The sequence below is a fragment of the Nocardia sp. NPDC003345 genome, assembly GCF_053589395.1.
Genome location: NZ_JBSFRU010000463.1, coordinates 1 through 3,738 on the forward strand (window position 1 = coordinate 1; position 3,738 = coordinate 3,738).

Annotated in this window: 4 protein-coding genes and 1 pseudogene; 4 read left to right on the forward strand and 1 reads right to left on the reverse strand. The window is 69.4% G+C overall.

Features of this window, described 5'->3' with window-relative positions:
* The 4 genes from ACWDU1_RS30635 to ACWDU1_RS30650 all read left to right on the forward strand — a co-directional run.
* Positions 1-407: acyl-CoA dehydrogenase family protein (locus tag ACWDU1_RS30635; RefSeq protein WP_450003813.1), on the forward strand; the 407-nt coding region annotated here is incomplete at its 5' end.
* Between the two features lie 34 nt (positions 408-441).
* Positions 442-1,671 carry an acyl-CoA dehydrogenase family protein gene (locus ACWDU1_RS30640; RefSeq protein ID WP_450003814.1) on the forward strand — a complete coding sequence of 410 codons (1,230 nt, stop codon included), beginning with the start codon at positions 442-444 and terminating at the stop codon, positions 1,669-1,671.
* Between the two features lie 34 nt (positions 1,672-1,705).
* A complete protein-coding gene (locus ACWDU1_RS30645) occupies positions 1,706-2,623 on the forward strand; it encodes an LLM class F420-dependent oxidoreductase (protein ID WP_450003816.1) in 918 nt (305 codons plus the stop codon).
* An 11-nt stretch (positions 2,624-2,634) separates the two neighbouring features.
* Positions 2,635-3,492, forward strand: a complete 858-nt coding sequence (locus ACWDU1_RS30650) for an SDR family NAD(P)-dependent oxidoreductase (RefSeq protein WP_450003817.1) — start codon at positions 2,635-2,637, stop codon at positions 3,490-3,492.
* 56 nt (positions 3,493-3,548) lie between these two features.
* On the opposite strand, the pseudogene ACWDU1_RS30655 reads toward ACWDU1_RS30650, so the two are convergent.
* Positions 3,549-3,738 (reverse strand): annotated as a pseudogene (locus ACWDU1_RS30655) (MarR family transcriptional regulator); the annotation flags it as partial.

Genomic DNA, 3,738 nt, shown 5'->3' on the forward strand with positions numbered 1-3,738 from the left:
CGGAGACGGTCGGTGCCACCGACAAGGCCGTCGACGCCACCCTGGGCTGGCTGGCCGACCGTTTCACCTTCGGCCGCCCGCTGAACTCCTATCAGGCACTCAAACACCGGATGGCCGATAACAAGACCTGGCTGGAGGCCTGCCGCGCGACGGCCGCCGCCGCGGCCGCCGCCTGCGACGACGATCCGGCGACCGCGGACGAGGCGGTCAGCGTCGCGAAATCGTATGTGGGAGCCAAGGCTCCGGTGATCGGTCAGGACTGCGTCCAGCTGCACGGCGGTATCGGGGTCACCTGGGAGCACGATCTGCACCTGTATCTGCGGCGGATCGGTCTGGGACGCGCGCTCTACGGCACTCCGGAGGAGCACCGGCGCCGTATCACCGATCTTCTCGTCGCCGCCGCCTGACGCGGCCGATCCCCTCGTGGAAGGCAGTACCGCTATGACCACCGAAGTCGAACCCGTCGCCGAATTCCGGGAACGCGCCCGGGTCTGGTTGCGCGACAATCTTCCGCCCGCCCCGCCGGAACAGGGGCCGCCCGACAGCAAAGAGGAATGGGACCGGACCCGCGAGCTGCAGCGCATGCTCTTCGATGGCGGGTTCGCGGGAATCTGCTTTCCGGAGGAGTTCGGCGGACTCGGTCTGACGCCCGCGCATCAGCAGGCCTTCAGCAAGGAGTCCTACGGCTACGAGATGCCGGTCAACCTGAATGTGCCCACGCTGTCGATCTGCGCGGCGACCCTGCTGGATCTCGGCACCGAGGAACAGAAACGCGAACATCTGCCCGCGGTGCTGCGCGGGGACGAACTGCTGGTCCAGCTGCTGTCCGAACCCAACGGCGGCTCGGACCTGGCCGGGCTGACCACCCGCGCCGAACGCGACGGCGACCGCTGGATTCTCAACGGCTCGAAGATCTGGAGTTCCGGTGCGTACGCCGCCGACTACGGCCTGTGCCTGGCCCGTACCAACTGGGACGTGCCCAAACATCGCGGCCTGACCATGTTCCTGGTGCCTTTGGAAGCCGCGGGAGTCACCGTGCAGCGGATCAAACAGGTCACCGGGTCCACGGAGTTCTGCCAGGAGTTCTTCGACGATGTGGCCCTGGGCGACGACGCGGTGCTCGGTCAGGTCGACCACGGCTGGGAGGCCGCGTCCCGGTTGCTGTATCACGAACGCTCCGCGATCGGCGGCACCTCGCCCTATACCAGTGGCGCCCGGCCGCATATGGGCGGCGAGGATTCACCGATCTTCGAACTGGCCCGGGACACCGGCCAGTTGGACGATATCCGGGTGCGCGAGGATGTCGGCGAGGCGCGCGCCATGGCCGTGGTGCGTGATCAGCTCATTTCCCACATCACCCGCAGCATCATGGCCGGGGAACTGCCGCCCGCGGCCGGTTCGATCACCCGCCTGTTCAGCGCCGAATACTCCTGGCTGCAAACGGATATGGCGGTCAAGATCGCGGGTGCGGCGGCGGCCACCCACGCGCCCGGCGATCCGGCCGATACCGCGAAGATCGGCACGGATTTCCTGTTCCGCGCGGCCTGGAGCCTGGCCGGCGGCAGTACCGAGATGGCGCGGAGCGTGATCAGTGAACGGGTGCTCGGGATGCCGCGCGAGTACGCCGCCGATCGCGATGTGCCGTTCAACGAGGTCAGGCGCGGCCGGTAGCGGCCCGGATCATCGTGAGTGAGCGGAGGTAACAGTGCGGTTCATCTTCCACTATCCGGAGACCGGCGGCGCGGACGCCGATATCCTCGATCCCGGCCCGCTCGGCGAGGTCGCCGCGGCCGCCGAGGCGGCGGGTTTCGCGGGATTCTCGCTCAGCGAGCATCCGGCGCCGGGTGCGCGCTGGCTCGGTGCGGGCGGTCATGAGACGCTGGACCCGTTCGTGGCCCTCGGTTACGCGGCCGCTCTCACCAGCCGGATCCGGTTGCTCACCTATCTGTCGGTGGCTCCCTACCGCAACCCCATGCTGCTGGCGAAGGCGGCCGCGACACTGGACAAACTGTCCGGTGGGCGGGCGATCCTCGGGATCGGCACCGGCTACCTCAAGGGCGAATTCCATGCGATGGGCGTCGATTTCGAGGAACGCAACACGCTGTTCGACGAGGCACTGGATGTGCTGCCGCTGCACTGGAAGGGCGAGCCGTTCAGCTATACCGGCACCCACTTCAGCGCCCGTGAGGTGCAGGCCCGGCCGACACCGGTGCAGCAGCCCATCCCGATCTGGATCGGCGGCAATTCCGCGCTGAGCCGCCGCCGGGTGGCCCGCGCCGCGCACGGCTGGATCCCGATGTCGGGTGGCGCGGAACTGAGTTCGACGGCGCGGACCCCGGAGCTGGGTTCCATCGACGATCTGGCCCGCAAGATCGGTGAAGTGCGGACCGCGGCCGAAAACGCGGGGCGCACCGACCATATCGATCTCGTGTACTCCTACGGCCATACCGGTCTCACCGGCCCCGGCGCCGACCCGGAGCCGCACCGCGAAGCGTTCGCGGCGCTGGCCCGGGCCGGGGTGGACTGGATCACCGTATCCACCCGGGCCGGTGTGCACGACACCCTGGATCCGGCCGTGACCTTCGATTTCCTGTCGTCGTTCGGCGCGACCTATATCGACTGAGAGGTACGACGATGGGCTGGTTCGAGGAGCGGGCCGGGCTGGCCGGTGCCGTGGCGGTGGTCACCGGCGGCGCGGGCGGGCTGGGCCGGGCGGTGGTCACGGATCTGGTGGACAACGGGGTCCGGCCGGCGGTACTCGATATCGACGCCGCTGCCGTGGCGCAGCTGCGGGAGTTCCTCGATGCCCGCGGCTGCGAGGCGCTGGTGATACCGGGCGACGCCCGCGATCCGGAAGCCCTCGCCGCGCTGTTCGCGGCGGTGGACGAACGCTGGGGCCGGCTGGACATCCTGGTCAACGTGGTGGGTGGGACATTCCGCAGCCTGTTCACCGAGACCCGTCCGAAGGGCTGGGATGCCCTGCTGCGTACCAATCTGACCCATGTCCTGCACGCCTGCCATCTGGCCGTGCCGCGGATGCGGGCCGGTGGCCGCGGCGGCAGCATCATCAATATCTCCACCATCGAGGCGCATCGCGCGGCGCCCGGTTTCGCGGTGTACGCGGCGGCGAAGGCGGCGGTGGAGCAGTTCGCGCGCACTCTCGCCATCGAGGTCGCGCCCGACGGTATCCGGGTGAACAATATCGCCCCGGATTTCGTGCCGACCCCGAATCTGGAACGCATCGGGACCGGTGACAACGCCATGCTGGACCCCGACGGCGTGCGGGTCGCGATCCCGATGGGGCGGGCCGGGAAGCTCGAGGACATCTCGGGATGCGCGGTCTTCCTGGCCTCGCGGTTGTCGTCCTATCTCACCGGCACCACACTGCATCCCGACGGTGGCACTTCGGCCTCGGCGGGATGGTTCAACTGGCCGGAGGAGGGGTGGGCCAACCACGCCCCGCTCCGGGTGCTGCGGGGCGGCCGGGACTGATTCCGGGCCGTCCGCGCGGGGTGGCCGTTCGGGTTGCGGCGGGGGCCGCGGCCGGGTTATTGCGGCGTGCCGGTGTCATCCGGGCCGGCGGCGCCCAGAATCCGCAGGGCGTTGAGGAATCCGCGCCGGTCGGTCTCGGGGAGGTTCCGCAGCAGTTCCTCCTCCCGTGCACGGATCCGGGCCTGTGCGGAAGCGTGCAGCTCGCGGCCTCGCGGGGTGAGTTCCAGTAGCCGGGCGCGGCGGTCG

Bases quoted from the DNA above. Each gene is read 5' to 3' on its own strand.
- ACWDU1_RS30640 (WP_450003814.1), top strand. From the start codon at position 442: ATGACCACCGAAGTCGAACCCGTCGCCGAATTCCGGGAACGCGCCCGG.
- ACWDU1_RS30650 (WP_450003817.1), top strand. From the start codon at position 2,635: ATGGGCTGGTTCGAGGAGCGGGCCGGGCTGGCCGGTGCCGTGGCGGTG.